Origin of the sequence: Streptococcus tangpeifui (assembly GCF_011038795.1) — a bacterium.
GTDB classification, from domain to species: domain Bacteria; phylum Bacillota; class Bacilli; order Lactobacillales; family Streptococcaceae; genus Streptococcus; species Streptococcus tangpeifui.
In genome coordinates, this window is record NZ_JAAKDU010000010.1 from 18,113 (window position 1) to 34,727 (window position 16,615).

Consider the following 16,615-nt stretch of genomic DNA (forward strand, 5'->3'; position numbering starts at 1 on the left):
TTATCATGACACTAACAAAAGATCAATTTATTCGCGATTTTAAAGATACTTTGCATGAAGAACAGTTAATCAAGGTTCCAGATGCTACCCCTACAGAACTTTTCTCAGCTTTAGCTAAGGTGATTCGGAAGTATTACACTCCTTTATGGTTGGAACGTAATCGTAATCTAACAGTCAATAAGGAAAAAATTGCTTATTACTTTTCGATTGAATTCTTACCAGGCCGGATGCTGGAAACTAATTTGCTTAATCTTGGTATTTTGGATACTGTTAAGGAAGGTTTTGCTGAACTTGGTGTTGATTTTGAAAATGTTAAAAATGCAGAGCATGACATGGCATTGGGAAATGGTGGTTTGGGACGTTTAGCTGCAGCTTTTATGGATTCCTTGGCAACAACTGGTTATCCTGGCTTCGGTAATGGGTTACGTTATCGCTATGGCCTCTTCAAACAAAAGATTGTTGACGGTCATCAGGTCGAATTGCCTGATGATTGGTTTGGCAGCCTAGGTAATGTTTGGGAAATCCGAAAAGATCACGATGCTGTGGATGTCCGTCTTTTCGGGGACGTCTTCCTAGAGCAGAATGAAGAAGGAAACCTTGTTCCAACTTACCATAACAGTCAGGTTCTTCGTGCAGTACCTTATGATGTGCCACAAATTGGTTTTCAAAATGGTAATGTTAATAATTTGCGTCTTTGGGATGTTGAGATTCCGGCTGATCAAGAAGCTCTTTATCCAACGGTAGAATCTCGTCGGGCTGTTAGTGATATCACAGCAATTCTTTATCCTGATGATTCTACTCTAGAAGGTAAGCAATTGCGCTTGGTCCAAGAGTACTTTATGACTAGTGCTGGATTGCAAACGATTATCAAGTATTATCTCAAGCAGGGATCTCCGCTGGAGGATATTTACAAGAAGGTATCTGTTCATATCAATGATACTCATCCAGCTGTTGCTCCAGCAGAATTTATGCGACTCTTAGTTGATGATTATGGCTTAGAATGGGATGACGCTTGGAAGGCAACTGTCAAGACCATGAGTTACACTAACCATACTATCATGTCTGAAGCCTTAGAAAAATGGGATGCTGAGCTCTTCAAGAAAGTTTTGCCACGTGTTTATCAAATTATCTTGGAAATTGATAATCGCTTTGTCGCAGAGCTTGGTAAGGCAGGCTACGATGCAAATGTTGTCAATAATACTCGTATTGTAAAAGATGATCAAATCCACATGGCCAACTTAGCCATTATTGGTGGTCACTCTGTCAATGGGGTAGCCAAGCTGCACACGGAACTGTTGAAGGAAGATACCTTGCGGAGCTTCTATAAGCTTTATCCTGAAAAATTTAACAATAAAACGAATGGTATTATCCCTCGTCGCTGGACACAGATTGCGGCACCAGAATTATCCAGTGCTATTGACCAATTTATTGGTGATGGTTGGCGCAGTGATATCCACCAGTTGGAAGGCCTCTCAACTTATCTTGATGACCAAGAAGCTCTTGATACCTTCTATCAAGTTAAAAAGGATGCTAAGAGTCGTTTAGCTAACTATATTAGGGAGACAACAGGTTTCCAAGTGTCAACAGATGCTATTTTTGATGTTCAAGTTAAACGTCTTCATGCTTACAAGCGTCAACTGCTCAATGTTCTTCATATTATCAAGCTCTATTGGGATTTAAAAGATGATCCTAATAAAGATATGGTTCCTCGAGTTTTCATTTTTGGAGCTAAGGCAGCACTCGGCTATCACTTTGCTAAGTCGGTTATCAAGGTTATCAATGAGTTAGCTAATTTGATTAATAACGATGAAAGCTTGCAAGGCAAGCTCCATGTTTTCTTCTTGGAAAATTATAATGTGAGCTTGGCTGAATTGATTATTCCTGCTGCGGATGTGTCAGAGCAAATCTCCCTAGCATCGAAGGAAGCTTCTGGTACTTCAAATATGAAGTTCATGATGACTGGAGCTATTACTTTAGCGACACTTGATGGCGCAAATATTGAAATCAAGGATGAAGTAGGGGACGACAATATTGTTATTTTTGGTATGGATAAGGATGCAGTCTATGCACACTACCATGCTAATGACTATCATTCTTGGGATTTGTATGAAAATGACTCAACCATTCACCGAGTGATTGACAGTTTTGTTAACGGTACCATTCCAAACATTCAAAGCGAAGGAATGGAAATTTATGAAGCCCTTATTCAACATAATGACGAGTACTTTTTGCTAGAGGATTTTCATTCTTATGTAGCAGCACAGGAAAAGATTGAAGCTCTTTATCGTGATAAAGATAAATGGGCTCGCATCAGTTTGACTAATATTGCCAAATCGCATAGGTTTACTGCTGATGATACAATTACTCAGTATGCTAAGGAAATTTGGGAACTACAAAAGTAGGCTTGTTTAGAATAAAAGATTAGATGGAAGTCCAATGTCATTAAGCTAGGAGATTTTATTCCAAGTTTGGGATAAGATCTCTTTTTTTCTCGAGTATATCACCTCTCAGAGTTACCCACTACAGTTGACAATGAGTCGTTTTTTCATGAGTTCAGTAGTTTTTATCAATTAGGCCTCCTGATTTTCTCAGTTTTTTCTGAAAGCTGTGAGCATATAATTTGTAATCGCTTACAAATTATGATAGGCTTTAGAAGTAACCAAAATAGAAAGTTGGAAAACTTATGGCAAAAATTGTTGTTGTCGGAACGAACCATGCTGGTACAGCAGCTATCAAAACGATTCTGACCAATTACGGTTCTGAAAATGAAGTTGTTACTTTTGATCAGAACTCAAATATCTCATTCTTAGGCTGCGGTATGGCTCTTTGGATTGGTGACCAAATCTCGACTGGTGATGGTCTATTTTATTCAAACAAAGAAGAACTTGAAAGCCTTGGTGCCAAGGTTTATATGAACTCACCTGTTACCCATATTGACTATGATAAAAAGATTGTGACAGCTTTGGTTGATGGTCAGGAACATCAAGAGTCATTTGATAAATTAATTTTAGCAACAGGTTCGCAACCTATTTTGCCACCAATTAAGGGGGCCGCTCTCAAAGAAGGTTCCCGTCAGTTTGAAGCAACTTTAGAGAACTTACAATTTGTTAAGCTTTACCAAAATGCTCAAGACGTTATTGAACGTTTGAAAGATAAGGATATTAGCCGTGTCGCTGTAGTTGGTGCAGGTTATATCGGAGTTGAATTAGCTGAAGCTTTCCAACGCAAGGGGAAAGAAGTCGTCTTAATTGATGTCGCTGATACCTGTATGGCAGGATACTACGATCGTGATTTGACTGACAATATGGCTAAGAACTTATCGGATCACGGTATCCAGTTAGCCTTTGGCCAAACTGTTAAGGAAATTGCTGGTCAGCATAAGGTTGAAAAGATTATTACCGATAAGGCCGAATTTGATGTAGATATGGTCATCATGGCAGTTGGTTTCCGACCAAATACTGCTCTTGGGGAAGGTCGTTTAGATACCTTCCGCAATGGTGCATGGATTGTAAATAAAAAGCAAGAGACTAGTATCAAGGATGTCTATGCTATCGGGGATTGTGCAACCATCTATGATAATGCTATTGGAGATACAAACTACATTGCTCTAGCTTCTAATGCTGTTCGAACTGGTATCGTAGCAGCTCATAATGCTGCTGGACATGATTTAGAAGGTATTGGCGTCCAAGGATCTAATGGTATCTCAATCTATGGTTTCAACATGGTTTCGACTGGTTTAACCTTGGAGAAAGCCAAGCGGTTAGGATTTAATGCAGCAGTAACTGAATTTACTGATTTACAGAAGCCTGAATTTATGGAAACTGCTAATGAGCCTGTTACTCTCAAAATTGTTTACGATAAGGATAACCGCAAAGTTCTAGGGGCTCAGATGGCTTCTAGGGAAAATATTTCTATGGGGATTCACATGTTCTCATTGGCTATTCAAGAAGGCGTCACTATTGATAAATTAGCCTTGACCGATATTTTCTTCCTCCCACATTTCAACAAGCCATATAACTATATTACAATGGCAGCTCTTGGAGCAGAGAAATAGATCCTGAAAAAGCCGCTGATGTCTTTAGCATCAACGGCCTTTTGCTTTTCATGAACACAATTTTGCCAAAATAAAAGATGTGGTTGTCGACGCGTTATTAGGATATAATAATCAGTAAATTTGCTCGAAAACTAACGCCTTTCCTAATTGATAATGCCACAAATCAACTTAGCTTAACCATTTTAAATGTGCTGAGTAAGGTTTTAGGGCTTTTCGTATGCGGCTTTCATGAGTTTAGCATACCAGTTTTGGTTATCAAATAAGTCTAGTAAAAGAAAAAGATTGAAAAATGAACTTTTCAACCTTTTTTCTTTATCTCGTTTTTAGTCTGCTTAGTTTCTAGAAGCAGCTTGGAATTCTGGATTGGCAAAAGCTTCATCAATGATAGCTTTCAAAGCCGTAGCTGAAGATTGCATCTTTTGTAGTTCTGCATCATTAAGAGGGATGTTTACTGGACGCACAATACCGTGAGCCCCAACGATAGCGGGTTGACCGATAAAGCAATCTGAAACCCCATCGTATTGGCCTTCTTGGAAGACTGACAGTGGCAAGACAGCATTTTCATCATCGAGAATAGCTTTAGTGATACGGGCAAGGGCAACGGCGATACCATAGAAAGTTGCCCCTTTCTTTTCGATGATAGTGTAAGCAGCATCACGAACAGATTCGAACAAGCTAATCAAGCCTTCTGCATCAACATCGCGATTATCTTGTAGCCATTGTTCCAATTTAACACCGGCAACGTTAGCATGTGACCAAACAGCGAATTCAGAGTCACCGTGTTCACCCATGATGTAAGCGTGGACAGAACGTGCATCAATACCAATTTTGTCTGCCAAAGCTTGACGATAACGGGCTGTATCAAGTGAAGTACCTGACCCGATAACGCGCTCTTTAGGGAATCCTGAGAATTTCCAAGTTGCATAAGTCAAGATATCAACTGGGTTAGCGGCAACTAAGAAGATACCGTTAAAACCAGATTTAACAACCTCTGTAACGATTGATTTGTTGATAGCAAGATTCTTACCAACCAAATCCAAACGAGTTTCACCTGGCTTTTGAGGAGCACCCGCAGTGATAACAACAAGGTCAGCATCAGCGCAGTCTTCGTACTTAGCAGCATAAATCTTCTTAGGTGAAGTGAAAGCAAGGGCGTGGCTGAGGTCAAGAGCATCACCAACAGCTTTTTCAAATAATTGTGGGATTTCGATGATACCAAGCTCTTGAGCGATTCCTTGGTTGACAAGTGAGAATGCGTAAGAAGAACCTACGGCACCGTCACCAACGAGGATGACTTTTTTATGTTGTTTAGTTGCAGTCATGTCTAAACATCTCCTTAATTTTTTTAGGCTTAAGCCCATACAGTATTATCTTACCACCTTTTATCGTAAATGTCACTAGCTAATGGTTGGAAAATGTAAACTTTGCAAACCCGTGAAAGCTTGATTTCATAGGTGAAATTGCTGAAAGAATCCCCCAAATATGCTATAATGATATGGTATACTTAAACAAGAAAGAGACAGATTTAATGCAAGATAATAATCTAGTAGATGTGAATCTGACCAGTGAAATGAAGACCAGCTTCATTGATTATGCCATGAGTGTTATTGTCGCTCGGGCCCTGCCAGATGTTAGAGACGGTCTCAAACCGGTTCACCGTCGTATTCTCTACGGGATGAATGAACTGGGAGTCACGCCGGACAAGCCCCATAAAAAATCCGCTCGGATTACTGGGGATGTCATGGGTAAATACCATCCCCACGGGGACTCCTCTATTTATGAAGCCATGGTGCGGATGGCTCAATGGTGGTCGTATCGTCACATGTTGGTTGATGGTCATGGGAATTTTGGGTCTATGGATGGTGATGGCGCTGCGGCTCAACGTTATACCGAAGCCCGTATGTCCAAAATAGCCTTGGAGATGCTCCGTGATATCAATAAAAATACCGTCGATTTTCAAGATAACTACGATGGTAGTGAAAAGGAGCCGCTGGTTTTGCCGGCTCGTTTTCCTAATTTGCTGGTCAACGGTGCAACAGGGATTGCTGTTGGGATGGCGACTAATATTCCACCACATAATTTAGGTGAAGCGATTGATGCCGTGAAGCTAGTGATGGATAATCCAGATGCTACAACTAGAGATATTATGGAGGTTATGCCCGGTCCAGATTTTCCTACAGGTGCTCTTGTTATGGGAAAATCGGGTATTCATCGCGCTTATGAAACGGGTAAGGGGTCTATCGTTTTGCGCTCACGCACCGAGATTGAAACGACTAAATCGGGTCGAGAACGTATCGTTGTGACAGAGTTTCCTTACGGTGTCAATAAGACTAAGGTGCATGAGCATATTGTGCGCTTGGCTCAGGAAAAGCGCGTGGAAGGCATTACAGCTGTTCGTGATGAATCCAGTCGTGAAGGTGTCCGTTTTATTATTGAGGTCCGCCGCGATGCCTCTGCTAATGTTATCCTCAATAATTTGTTCAAATTAACCAGCTTGCAAACGAACTTTAGTTTTAATATGCTGGCCATTGAAAAAGGTGTGCCAAAGATTTTGTCACTGCGACAAATCATTGATAACTATATTGAGCACCAAAAAGAAGTTATCGTTCGCCGGACTCGTTTTGATAAGGAAAAGGCTGAAGCTAGAGCTCATATTTTAGAAGGCTTGCTGATTGCTTTAGATCGTTTGGATGAAGTAATCGCTATTATTCGGGGCAGCCAGACTGATGCTGAAGCTCAAGCCGAGCTCATGTCTCGTTTTGAATTATCCGAGCGCCAAAGTCAGGCTATTCTCGATATGCGTCTGCGCCGTTTGACCGGTTTGGAACGTGACAAGATTCAAAATGAATACAATGATCTCTTGGCTTTGATTGCTGACTTGGCTGATATTTTAGCTAAACCAGAGCGGGTTGTGACCATTATCAAAGATGAGATGGATGAGATCAAGCGCAAATTTGCTGATCCTCGTCGAACGGAGCTCATGGTTGGTGAAGTCCTTTCTCTAGAAGATGAAGACCTAATCGAAGAAGAGGACGTTCTCATTACTTTGTCAAATAAGGGCTATATCAAACGTTTAGCTCAGGATGAATTTCGAGCTCAAAAACGTGGCGGCCGTGGTGTTCAAGGAACAGGCGTTAATGATGACGACTTCGTGCGAGATTTGGTTTCAACCAGTACCCACGATGTGGTTCTCTTCTTTACCAACCAAGGCCGTGTCTATCGCCTCAAAGGGTATGAAATTCCAGAATATGGACGGACAGCCAAGGGTTTGCCGGTTGTTAACCTCCTGAAATTGACTGAAGGAGAAACTATTCAAACCATTATCAGTCTTAATCAAAAGGAGATTGCTGAAAAGTCTCTCTTCTTTACGACCAGGCAGGGAGTCGTCAAGCGGACCAACATTTCGGAATTTGCTAATATTCGGCAAAATGGTCTGCGAGCTCTTAATCTTAAGGATGGTGATGAATTGATCAATGTCCTTTTGACAACTGGTCAAGATGATATTATCATCGGTACCCAATTTGGTTATTCTGTTCGATTTAAAGAAGAGGTTGTTCGGAATATGGGGCGTGGTGCGACAGGTGTCAAGGGAATTACCTTGCGTGATGGTGACCAAGTTATCGGTGCCTCAGTTATTACTGATGCTCAAGAAGTATTGGTTATCACTGAAAGAGGCTACGGTAAGCGAACATTTGCCAGTGAATACCCAACTAAGGGTCGTGGTGGTAAAGGCATTAAGACTGCTAATATCACCGATAAGAACGGTTCTTTAGCAGGTCTAGTAACTGTACATGGTGATGAAGACATCATGATCATGACGGATACCGGTATTATTATCCGAACTGGTGTTTCTAATATCTCTCAAACTGGTCGTTCCACCATGGGAGTTAAGGTCATGCGCTTGGATGATAGTGCTAAGATTGTGACATTTGCCCTCATTGAAAATGAAGAAGATAGTAAAGAGGAAGAGAAGGAGCAAGAGGTAAATGAAGACAGCTAAATCTCGGCAGTCAGATTACCATAAGAAGAGGGATTCTTCTAAGAAAAAGCATCATTGGCTGAGAACAATTTTAGTTGTTTTGCTGTTAGTAGTCGGCCTTGCTCTGGTTTTTAATCGTTCTATTCGGAATTCGCTGATTGCCTGGAATACCAATAAATATCAAGTTTCTAAGGTGGATGAGAAGACTCTGAAAAAGAATAAAAAGGCCAAGGTGAATTACGATTTTGATTCGGTTGAATCAGTTTCAGCTCAGTCAGTTATCAGTTCTCAGATGGATGCTCAAGATTTGCCGGTTATCGGCGGAATTGCTATTCCTGATTTAGAGTTAAATCTGCCAATCTTTAAGGGATTGGGGAATACTGAGCTTTCTTACGGGGCTGGCACCATGAAGGAAAACCAAGTCATGGGCGGTGAGAATAACTATGCTCTGGCTAGTCACCACGTTTTTGGTGTCACTGGTGCTTCCAAAATGCTCTTTTCTCCTTTGGATCATGCAAAAAATGGGATGGATATTTATCTGACCGATAAAAATAAAGTTTATACCTATGTGATTACAGAGGTTAAGACGGTTGATCCATCTGATGTTGCCGTTATCGACGATACGCCAGGTTCTAAGACCTTAACCTTGGTTACCTGTGATGATGCAGAAGCTAGTCATCGGATCATTGTCTCAGCTAATTATAAGAAAGAGGTAGTCTATGATAAGGCTTCACAAAGAATGTTAGATGCCTTTAATCGCTCGTACAACCAATTATCTATGTAAATGGAAAAATCAGCTTCCGGCAGAACACCAAAAGCTGATTTTTTATAAACAAGAACCTGCCCACTGAAAGAGAAGGGCAGGTTCTTTAACTATAATTAAACTACTGTTTTGGTAGCTCTTAAGCCTAATAACTTAAGCGTGACATTGTCCATCAGCACTACCCTTAAATGCACCAAATATCATACCATAGGGAAGACCTACTAGGGCACCTGCTACTGTTCCTACACCGGGAACCATACTACCTACTGTAGCACCAAAACTAGCACCAGCTAGTGCTCCTTCACCTAGACCAAGCAAAGCACCCGTTCTATCTTCACACTCACCAGCTTTTATAGTAGCAAGGGCTTCTGTATCTACTAGGTCAAATTGTTCTAAGGCTTGCATATCCATAATCTAAGACTCCTTTTAATCATTCAAACTTCCACTAAATTGGGTAGCAAGAGCTAATTAGCCAGCTGCACGGCAATAATCGTGTCTACCGTCTATATAACCTACGATAGCCCCGCCAATGCCACCAATAACACCACCAACAACGGCACCAGCAACACTACCTTCAGGACCAACACCAGAACCGATTGTTGCTCCAAGTGCCGCACCACCAAGTGCCCATATACCAACAGAACCTATCGTCCCATTAGTGCAAGAATCACCCGCTTTTACAGTAGAAAGCACTTCAGTATCCACTGCATCAAATTGTTCAAACGCCAAAGTATTCATTATAATACTCCCTCTATTTAAAATATCTCTTATATCCTCCAAAGCGAGTGGTACCAACTCATTTGTTGAATATACTTTCATTTTAATATAATTTAAATTAATTTCAAGAGAAAAGGTTATTCGTTAAGAGAGATTAACTATTCTGTAAAAAGATTAATAATTTTCTTGAATTTTTCTCAAACATTAGATGTCGAGCTTCTAACTAATACATACTGGCTAAGGAGTTATAACTGCTCTGTTGATTGGTTCTGCCAGCTAGGAAATTTGTAACCTGAAAACTAGATTGGGACATGACTTATAACTTGTATGTGTAACTATGATACTTGATTTCGTTTGGTAAAGCTAAGGAGTCATGGCTCAATGTCTACAGACATTATGTGGTAGAATAAGATGTAGAGAATCCAAAATTTCTTCCTATACTGATAATTTTTCGAAGCTACCTTTTCTTTTTGAGATAGGTTATAATAGAGAAACAGCTATGTGTAACTCAATATTGATTATGGGGGGATTTTATGCGGAAGTTTTTGCAGGTAAGTTTTTATGAAATGGCGTTTTATGTCGAAATTTTGATTTCCTTTATTTTAATGATTGTTCTTATCCTTGCGACTGGTTCTTTGGCTATGAATATTATGGGGGTTTTTCATTCTCAAGGGCCTATTGAAGACTATCTACAGCATTTTCTCAATCAAGCCATGAGTATTGCTATTGGTGTTGAGTTAATCAAAATGCTGAGTAAGCATACTTCGGCGACTGTCATTGAGGTTCTACTCTTTGCCATAGCGAGGCATGTTGTTGTCGATCAAAGCAGCGGTTTGAATTCTCTATGGAGTATTTTGGCGATTGTGGCCCTTTTTGCCACGCGTAAATATCTTTTCACTAATTTTGATGATTCTGCTAATATTATTGTCCGAGGAAGTCAAAAGGTTAAGATTGCTAATATTTTAGCGCGTGTTAATTTAGTTGGTGAAAAGGGTGAGTTATTGCGAGATTTTGTTGCCCGTCATTTGGAGGCTGAGGAAAAGCATGTTACGATTGGTGCAGCTGTTTATTTAAATGATGTCGCCTTGCGGGTTGACAGTATGAAAGATGGGGTGATTACAAGAGTAGAGATCATCAAGTCTCTTTCATAGTCTCTGATATTTTGAACATTTTTTAGAAAAGCTGGCGATTTTTATCATTCACTTAGTGATGTTCAAGTGTCAAAGACAAAATTTCCATAGTACCAAGAATTCGAGTCTTTAGGATATCTTGAAAAATGAAAAATCGCTTACAACTGAAGGAGAAGCAGTACCCATTATATTTGCTCAATTGTTCATATTCAACGGTTCTCTAGACTGTATAGACTGTAACACAGTAGGTGTTATACAAGCTCTTAGGACCTGGTCTTCAGTTGATCTGTCTATCTCCCTAGTAAATTTTGTTGCAAAATCAAAAGAGCTCCTGAAATGGGGCTCCTTTTTGGTTATTTAAGTGTTGCATTCATTAGCTAATAAAGTCATTGATTTCTGCTTCAATACTTGCAATTTTTTCTTTAGCATTAGCTTCAGAATCACCAACCGTTGCAATATAGAATTTGATTTTGGGTTCGGTACCGGATGGACGTACAGCAATCCAAGAATCATCGCTCAGATGATATTTGAGCACATTGCTTGGCGGTGTCGTTAATTTTTCAACGTTACCATCTTGGCTAGTGGCAGTTAGGTTTAAGAAGTCTTCGATTTTGACGATAGCTGTCTTATTGAAATCCTTAGGACCATTATTGCGGAACTTGTCCATAATCTTCTTAATTTCAGAGGCACCATCAACACCAGATAAGGTTACTGAAATTGTCTTTTCAGCATAGTAGCCATATTCCTTATAGATTTCAGCGATGCCATCGGCTAAAGTCATACCCCGAGAGCGATAGTAGGCTGCAATTTCAGCGACAATCAAGACAGCTTGGACAGCATCCTTATCACGAACGAACGGTTTGATGAGATAGCCGAAGCTTTCTTCAAAACCAAACATATAGGTATGATTGCCTGTATCTTCAAACTCTTGAATCTTTTCAGCGATGAATTTGAAACCGGTTAGAACATTGAACATGGTTGCACCGTAGCTTTGGGCAATCTTGGTTACCAATTCGGTTGAAACGATAGACTTACAAAGAGCCGCATTGGCTGGTAAAGTGCCTGCTGTTTTGTGAGCCTCTAAGATGTATTTAGCAATCAGTGCACCGATTTGATTACCTGAAAGGTTGAGGTAAGAGCCATCTGGTTGACGGATTTCAACACCGAGACGGTCAGCATCAGGGTCAGTTGCCACCAAGACATCAGCATCTACTTGGCGTCCCAGTTCCTCAGAAAGAGCAAAGGCTGATTGATTTTCTGGGTTTGGAGATTTGACGGTTGAGAAGTCGGGGTCAGCGACTGCTTGAGCCTCAACCACTTGGACGGAATCAAAGCCAGCTTGAGCTAGAGCCCGACGAGCCAGCATTTCACCTGTACCGTGAAGCGGTGTGTAGACAATTTTCATGTCTTTACCGTAGTCATCAATCAATTTTTGATTGATGTTCACACCTTTGACTTCTTTGAGGTATTCCTTATCAACATCTTCACCAATAACAGTAATAAGACCAGCCTCTTTTGCGGTTTCTAAATCAGCTAGTTGAATATCAAAAGGATTATCAATAGATCGGATAAAGTCTGTCAAGGCGTCGGCATCGTGAGGCGGCATTTGCCCACCATCTTCACCATAGACTTTGTAACCGTTAAATTGTTTAGGATTATGGCTGGCGGTTACCATGATACCGGCAAAAGTTCCCAGATGGCGAACAGCAAAGGATAGTTCAGGTGTTGGGCGCAAACTTTCAAAGACATAGGATTTAATACCGTGTTGAGCCAAGACTTGAGCTGATTCGAAGGCAAACTCAGGAGAGAAGTGACGGGAGTCATAAGCGATGGCTACTCCACGTTGTTTAATCGCTTGGTCTTTGGTTTCAATCAATTTCGCCAAACCTTCAGTTGCTTGGCGAACCACGTAGATATTGATACGGTTAGTCCCAGCACCAATAATACCCCGCATACCAGCTGTTCCAAATTCGAGGTTGGTGTAGAATGCATCTTCCTTGGTCTTTTCATCCATCTTGACAAGTTCGTCATGGAGATAATCGGGGAGTTCCGCATAGTTGAGCCATTTTTCATAGTTTTCAGTATAAGTCATGAGTGCCTCCTTTATCTTTTAAACGCTTTCATTATACCATATCATTAAGACAGCTTCAAGCTTGGACGGGGATGACGATGATCGCAAAAAAATAGCCAGAGAGGCTATTTTTCAGCATTTGTAGAGCTATTTAACTGAGGATTATTTTTTCAAACGTTGCAAGACTGGAACAGAGGCTGTTGTCAAGAGAGCAGCAATAATCATTTCAGCCAGAGCATTTGTGGTAAATACGGCAGCTAATAAATGCTGAATACTACCAGTGTAAACCCCAGAGAAAAGCAGATAGATACCTAAGAAAACAAAAATGGTATTCGTCAAGGAGCCGACAATGCCTGATAGAATCAATCCTGCTTTATTTTTTATTGTTTTATACATGAAATAAGGGAAAATCCCAATCAAAATCCGCGGAACAAGGGCAACAATCAAAGACTTCCAAGAACCATTGGGAGCAAATGGAGAAAAGAGATAGCTGGTTGGTAAGAGGATAACTGAATTTCTAATGATACTCATTATTCCCATAAAGCCGCCTAGACTGGCACCAATCTGAGGACCGTAGATAATAGAGGCGATGATGACAGGAATCATTGTCAAAGTTGGTTTGATGGGAAGAGCAAAGGTCGCAAAGATAATTTGACTGACAAATTCAATGACGACCATGGTGGCTAAGAGAAGAGCAGTTTGGGCAACTTTCTGAGACTTATTTCTACGATTCATTTAGAACCTCCTCGATTCTTTTAACAATCGTTGAAAGATCTGCAAGGGCACCGCGGCCGGTATCTCCGCAGGCCAATTGGCTGGAGCGCGGTTCGATTTCCTGATAGCCAACTTCTTTAAGTATTGATAGATTCCGCTGGGTGAGAGGATTGTCGTACATCTTGGTATTCATAGCGGGGGCAACTAGTTTTGGCAGGCCACTAGGAAGAGCTAGGGCAGTTGCCGTTACTAGATTATCCGCAAGGCCATTAGCTAATTTGGCTAAGGTATTGGCAGAAGCAGGGGCAACGATGAAAAGATCGGCTTCCTTAGCTAGGTCGATATGGTTGATGCGATCTGGTTGCTCCTCGATCATGACATCGAGGTAGACGCGCTGTTTTGAAAGGACCTGTAAGGTCAGTGGAGTGATAAAGTCTGTCGCTGCCTGGGACATGATAACTTGAACGCTGTAATCTAATTTTCTGAGCTGATTGGTTAAATCTGCTGCCTTGTAGGCTGAGATAGACCCCGTTACAGCAAGTAGGATGTTTTTAGTCATGTGCGATTATCCTTTCGTAAATTTTCTGAGCAATTTCTGCCTTTGTGTGAGCCAGTCCTTCTGTACTTTCATCAACCAGATAAGCGATATGCTGCTGGTCATTAATATTGGTCAAGTCATTGGCGATGATGCATTCGGCTTGGTTACGTTTGAGACTGTCTCTAGCAACTGCAATAAGCTCTTCTTTAGGAACATCAACTAAGAGCTTAAAGCCCACCAGACGGATAGAAGGGTTCCATTTCTTGACCAGACTGATAATCTTTGGTGTCTTTTTAAGAAAGAGCACTTGTGTATCCGCTACCGATGAAATCTTAGCTTCTTGATTACTTTTCTTTAATAATTGGTTCACATCGCAAGTTTTCTGAAGCTCAGTCAAGTCGGTCATGTAGATAGGAGTATAATCGGAAACTGCCATAGAATGGATGAAGACCTGATGCGTCTTCACCAAGGGTTCCAAAGTTGCTTGGAGGCTAGCAACGTCACTGACAATTTTGAGAGTCAGGCCATCTTGCTTCTGGGGTTTCGCTGCAGCCTTGGTTGTAACAAGAGTAACCTGATGGCCATTTTGCAGGAAGAGTTCCGTTATCATTTTGCCTAGGTTACCTGAAGAATGATTAGTAATCGAACGGACTTGGTCAATTTTTTCAGATGTACCGCCCGATGTGATTAGAATTTTCATAGGACGATTATACTAAAAAGTCCTATTTTAGTAAACGATTTGATAGGCTAAGGATAACAATCTTTATAGGACTTATTGAAGGTATTAAAGCCGAACGATAAAAAATAAATTATAGGAAACATGCGTATTTTTTATAATGTCTGTTATAATGGTTTTATCCTATTAAAAGCGAGGTATTTCATGAAGTCTGATATTGAAATTGCACAGGATGTTAAGCTCCAGCCTATTGCTCAAGTTGCTAAGAAAGTCGGCATTGAGACTGATGATTTAGAATTGTATGGCAAGCACAAAGCTAAGATTTCTTTTGATAAAATCAAGAGTTTGAAAAATCAGGAAGCTGGTAAATTAATTTTGGTAACAGCCATCAATCCAACACCAGCGGGTGAAGGGAAATCGACTGTGACCATCGGTTTAGCTGATGCCCTTAATCAACTGGGTAAGAAAACCATGATTGCCTTACGGGAGCCTTCTTTGGGTCCGGTAATGGGAATCAAAGGAGGAGCTGCTGGGGGCGGTTATGCTCAAGTTCTGCCCATGGAAGATATCAATCTCCACTTTACTGGTGATATGCATGCCATCACAACGGCTAATAACGCCTTATCTGCTCTAATTGATAATCACCTCCATCAAGGCAATGAGCTGGGCATTGATCAGCGGCGGATTATTTGGAAACGGGTTGTGGATCTGAATGATCGTGCCCTACGCCATGTAACTGTTGGCTTAGGCAGTCCAGTCAATGGGATTCCGCGGGAAGACGGTTTTGATATCACCGTGGCTTCGGAAATCATGGCTATTCTCTGTCTGGCAACAGATCTTAAGGACCTCAAGGAGCGTTTGTCAAATATTGTTATTGGTTATCGCTATGATCGTAGTCCGGTTTATGTTCGAGACCTTAAAGTTGAGGGAGCCTTGACCTTGATTTTGAAAGATGCTATTAAACCGAATCTAGTCCAAACTATCTATGGAACACCGGCTCTAGTTCATGGCGGTCCATTTGCGAATATTGCACATGGCTGTAACTCAGTACTGGCGACGACTACGGCTCTTGCTTTAGCGGACTATGCTGTTACTGAGGCTGGTTTTGGAGCTGATTTAGGAGCGGAAAAATTCCTCGACATCAAGACACCAAATCTACCAAAGTCTCCAGATGCTGTGGTTATTGTGGCAACTCTACGGGCTCTCAAGATGCATGGTGGGGTTGCTAAGGCCGATTTAATGAAGGAAAATGTTCAGGCGGTTAAGACTGGTTTTGCTAACCTCAAACGCCATGTGGAGAATATTCGTAAATTTGGCTTGCCGCTTGTCGTAGCTATCAATGAATTTGTTTCGGATACTAAAGAGGAGATTGCAGCCCTTAAAGAGCTTTGTGAGCAAATGGCTGTACCCATTGAATTGACCAGTGTCTGGGCAGATGGTGCTGAGGGAGGACAAGCTTTGGCTAAACGCTTAGTTGAGCTAGTCGAACACCAAACCAGCGACTATCACCGTCTCTATGATAACGGAGCTAGTTTGGAAGAAAAGATTGCGACGATTGTCAAAGAAATCTATGGTGGAAAGGGAGTCGAGTTTACAGCTAAGGCTAAGGTGCAACTCAAGCAATTTCAAGCTAACGGCTGGGATAAGCTACCTGTCTGTATGGCCAAAACCCAGTATTCTTTCTCAGATAATCAACATTTACTAGGGGCACCTAATGATTTCACCATTACTATCAGCGAGTTGGTTCCTAAAACGGGTGCAGGTTTTATTGTTGCCCTAACTGGCAATGTCATGACTATGCCTGGCTTGCCTAAGCAACCAGCCGCTCTTAAGATGGATGTTGACGAAGATGGCACAGCTTTGGGATTGTTCTGATCAGGTGAAATTCTCTGTTAATAACATTACCAAGGATTTTTAAGCAGGTGGTATTGTTAAAACTTAATCTGTGCATCAGTTGATGCGTCTCACATACA

At 41.1% G+C, this 16,615-nt stretch carries 13 protein-coding genes; 6 read left to right on the forward strand and 7 right to left on the reverse strand.

All coding sequences use genetic code 11. From position 1 onward, the window contains the following. Positions 1 to 5 precede the first annotated feature (5 nt). Together G7Y32_RS08195 and nox are read left to right on the forward strand one after the other, a co-directional pair. Positions 6 to 2,402 (forward strand): glycogen/starch/alpha-glucan phosphorylase, encoded by a 2,397-nt coding sequence (locus tag G7Y32_RS08195; RefSeq protein ID WP_165212780.1) that lies wholly within the window; start codon positions 6 to 8, stop codon positions 2,400 to 2,402. 281 nt (positions 2,403 to 2,683) lie between these two features. Beyond that, positions 2,684 to 4,054: a H2O-forming NADH oxidase gene (gene nox, locus G7Y32_RS08200; RefSeq protein WP_165212782.1), complete on the forward strand. Its 1,371-nt coding sequence runs from the start codon at positions 2,684 to 2,686 to the stop codon at positions 4,052 to 4,054. Positions 4,055 to 4,386: 332 nt separating this feature from the next. On the opposite strand, the gene G7Y32_RS08205 is transcribed toward nox, so the two are convergent. Further along, complete coding sequence (locus G7Y32_RS08205; RefSeq protein ID WP_165212784.1) at positions 4,387 to 5,376, reverse strand: L-lactate dehydrogenase; 990 nt, start codon at positions 5,374 to 5,376, stop codon at positions 4,387 to 4,389. A 206-nt stretch (positions 5,377 to 5,582) separates the two neighbouring features. Between G7Y32_RS08205 and gyrA the strand changes: the two genes are divergently transcribed. Continuing rightward, positions 5,583 to 8,054 (forward strand): DNA gyrase subunit A, encoded by a 2,472-nt coding sequence (gene gyrA, locus G7Y32_RS08210; RefSeq protein WP_165212786.1) that lies wholly within the window; start codon positions 5,583 to 5,585, stop codon positions 8,052 to 8,054. Continuing rightward, positions 8,041 to 8,817: a class A sortase gene (locus tag G7Y32_RS08215; protein WP_165212788.1), complete on the forward strand. Its 777-nt coding sequence runs from the start codon at positions 8,041 to 8,043 to the stop codon at positions 8,815 to 8,817. The genes gyrA and G7Y32_RS08215 overlap by 14 nt, the downstream gene beginning before the upstream one ends. Positions 8,818 to 8,949: 132 nt before the next feature. Here the strand turns inward: G7Y32_RS08215 and G7Y32_RS08220 are convergent, their stop codons facing one another. Next, positions 8,950 to 9,207: a hypothetical protein gene (locus tag G7Y32_RS08220; RefSeq protein ID WP_165212790.1), complete on the reverse strand. Its 258-nt coding sequence runs from the start codon at positions 9,205 to 9,207 to the stop codon at positions 8,950 to 8,952. A 57-nt stretch (positions 9,208 to 9,264) separates the two neighbouring features. Further along, complete coding sequence (locus G7Y32_RS08225; protein ID WP_165212792.1) at positions 9,265 to 9,534, reverse strand: Blp family class II bacteriocin; 270 nt, start codon at positions 9,532 to 9,534, stop codon at positions 9,265 to 9,267. Positions 9,535 to 10,046: 512 nt separating this feature from the next. On the opposite strand from G7Y32_RS08225, the gene G7Y32_RS08230 reads away from it, so the two are divergent. Next, entirely contained in the window at positions 10,047 to 10,664 is a 618-nt protein-coding gene (locus G7Y32_RS08230; protein WP_165212794.1) for a phosphate-starvation-inducible PsiE family protein, read from the forward strand. A 352-nt stretch (positions 10,665 to 11,016) separates the two neighbouring features. On the opposite strand, the gene G7Y32_RS08235 is transcribed toward G7Y32_RS08230, so the two are convergent. The 4 genes from G7Y32_RS08235 to G7Y32_RS08250 form a co-directional block, all read right to left on the reverse strand. Further along, positions 11,017 to 12,735: a phospho-sugar mutase gene (locus tag G7Y32_RS08235; RefSeq protein ID WP_165212796.1), complete on the reverse strand. Its 1,719-nt coding sequence runs from the start codon at positions 12,733 to 12,735 to the stop codon at positions 11,017 to 11,019. Positions 12,736 to 12,876: 141 nt separating this feature from the next. Continuing rightward, positions 12,877 to 13,449 carry an ECF transporter S component gene (locus tag G7Y32_RS08240; protein ID WP_165212798.1) on the reverse strand — a complete coding sequence of 191 codons (573 nt, stop codon included), beginning with the start codon at positions 13,447 to 13,449 and terminating at the stop codon, positions 12,877 to 12,879. Beyond that, positions 13,439 to 13,987 carry a phosphopantothenoylcysteine decarboxylase gene (gene coaC, locus G7Y32_RS08245; RefSeq protein WP_165212799.1) on the reverse strand — a complete coding sequence of 183 codons (549 nt, stop codon included), beginning with the start codon at positions 13,985 to 13,987 and terminating at the stop codon, positions 13,439 to 13,441. The genes G7Y32_RS08240 and coaC overlap by 11 nt, the downstream gene beginning before the upstream one ends. Continuing rightward, positions 13,980 to 14,666, reverse strand: coding sequence for a phosphopantothenate--cysteine ligase (locus tag G7Y32_RS08250; RefSeq protein WP_165212801.1), 687 nt, complete (start codon positions 14,664 to 14,666; stop codon positions 13,980 to 13,982). The genes coaC and G7Y32_RS08250 overlap by 8 nt, the downstream gene beginning before the upstream one ends. Before the next feature lie 180 nt (positions 14,667 to 14,846). On the opposite strand from G7Y32_RS08250, the gene G7Y32_RS08255 reads away from it, so the two are divergent. Then, complete coding sequence (locus G7Y32_RS08255; protein ID WP_165212803.1) at positions 14,847 to 16,517, forward strand: formate--tetrahydrofolate ligase; 1,671 nt, start codon at positions 14,847 to 14,849, stop codon at positions 16,515 to 16,517. Positions 16,518 to 16,615: the final 98 nt, after the last annotated feature.